Raw genomic sequence first — 1,055 nt, forward strand, 5'->3', positions numbered from 1 at the left:
CCTGCGGCCGAAGAGCTGCGCAACTTCGCCATGCTCTACAATGAGCTGATGCTGGGCGAGAGCGGCCTGAGCAAGCTTGAGCGCGAGATGATCGCCGTCGTCGTCTCCTCCGCCAACCATTGCTATTACTGTCTGGTCGCCCACGGCCAGGCGGTGCGCAAGCTGTCCGGCGACCCGCAGCTCGGCGAGATGCTGGTTGCCAATTACCGCGTCGCGCCGCTGGAGCCGCGCCAGCGCGCTCTGCTCGACTTCGCCTGGAAGCTGACCAAGGAGCCGATGACGGTGGGCGAGCCCGACCGGGAGGCGTTGCGCGCCGCCGGCTTCAGCGTGGAGGAAATCTTCGACATTGCCGATACGGTCGGCTTCTACAACATGTCGAACCGTCTGGCGACCGCGGTGGACATGATGCCGAACCGCGAGTACCACAGCCTGGACCGTTAAGGGCAGGACAGTTAGCGCCGTTCACCGGCAGCGTCGAGGCCACACAGGGTAGGAATCATGGCGATCGTCCGTTTCTTCGTCCGTCTCTTCGCACTCATCGGCCTGTTGCTGGTGGTCGGTGCGGTGACGGTGGTGGTGGTGGCGCTCCGTCATGAACCCACCCTGCCCGATGCCGTGGTGCTGGAACTCGACCTGACCAAGCCGCTTGCCGAGAGCGACGACGGCAAGTTCGGCAGTCTGTTCGAACATCAGGCCACGCTGCGTGAGGTGCTGGATGCGCTGGACGGCGGACGGCGCGACCCGAAGGTCAAGGGCGTGCTGGCCCGCTTCGGCGACGACAGCATCGGCTTCGCCCAGACCCAGGAGCTGCGCACCGCCATCGAGCGGTTCCGCGCTTCCGGGCGCTTCGCCATCGCCTTTGCCGAGGAATATGGCGGAGCCGGGGCCGGCAACCGCTCCTACCTGCTGGCGAGCGCCTTCGACGAGGTGTGGTTGCAGCCGCTGGGCACGCTGGGCATCACCGGCCTGTCGGCGGAGCTGCCCTTCGCCCGTGACGCCTTCAAACAGTTGGGCGTGCAGCCGAGCTTTCGCCAGCGCGAGGAATACAAGAGCTT

At 66.0% G+C, this 1,055-nt stretch carries 2 protein-coding genes; both read left to right on the forward strand.

Translation table 11 applies throughout. The features are described 5' to 3' along the window. The coding region (locus tag I71_RS18480) for a peroxidase-related enzyme (RefSeq protein ID WP_042696305.1) at positions 1 to 441 on the forward strand (441 nt) is incomplete at its 5' end. Between the two features lie 57 nt (positions 442 to 498). Continuing rightward, positions 499 to 1,055 (forward strand): S49 family peptidase (locus tag I71_RS18485; RefSeq protein ID WP_042696306.1); only part of this gene is annotated, 557 nt, incomplete at its 3' end.

It is taken from the genome of Azospirillum sp. B506 (genome assembly GCF_000333595.1).
In the GTDB taxonomy this organism is placed as follows: Bacteria; Pseudomonadota; Alphaproteobacteria; order Azospirillales; family Azospirillaceae; genus Azospirillum.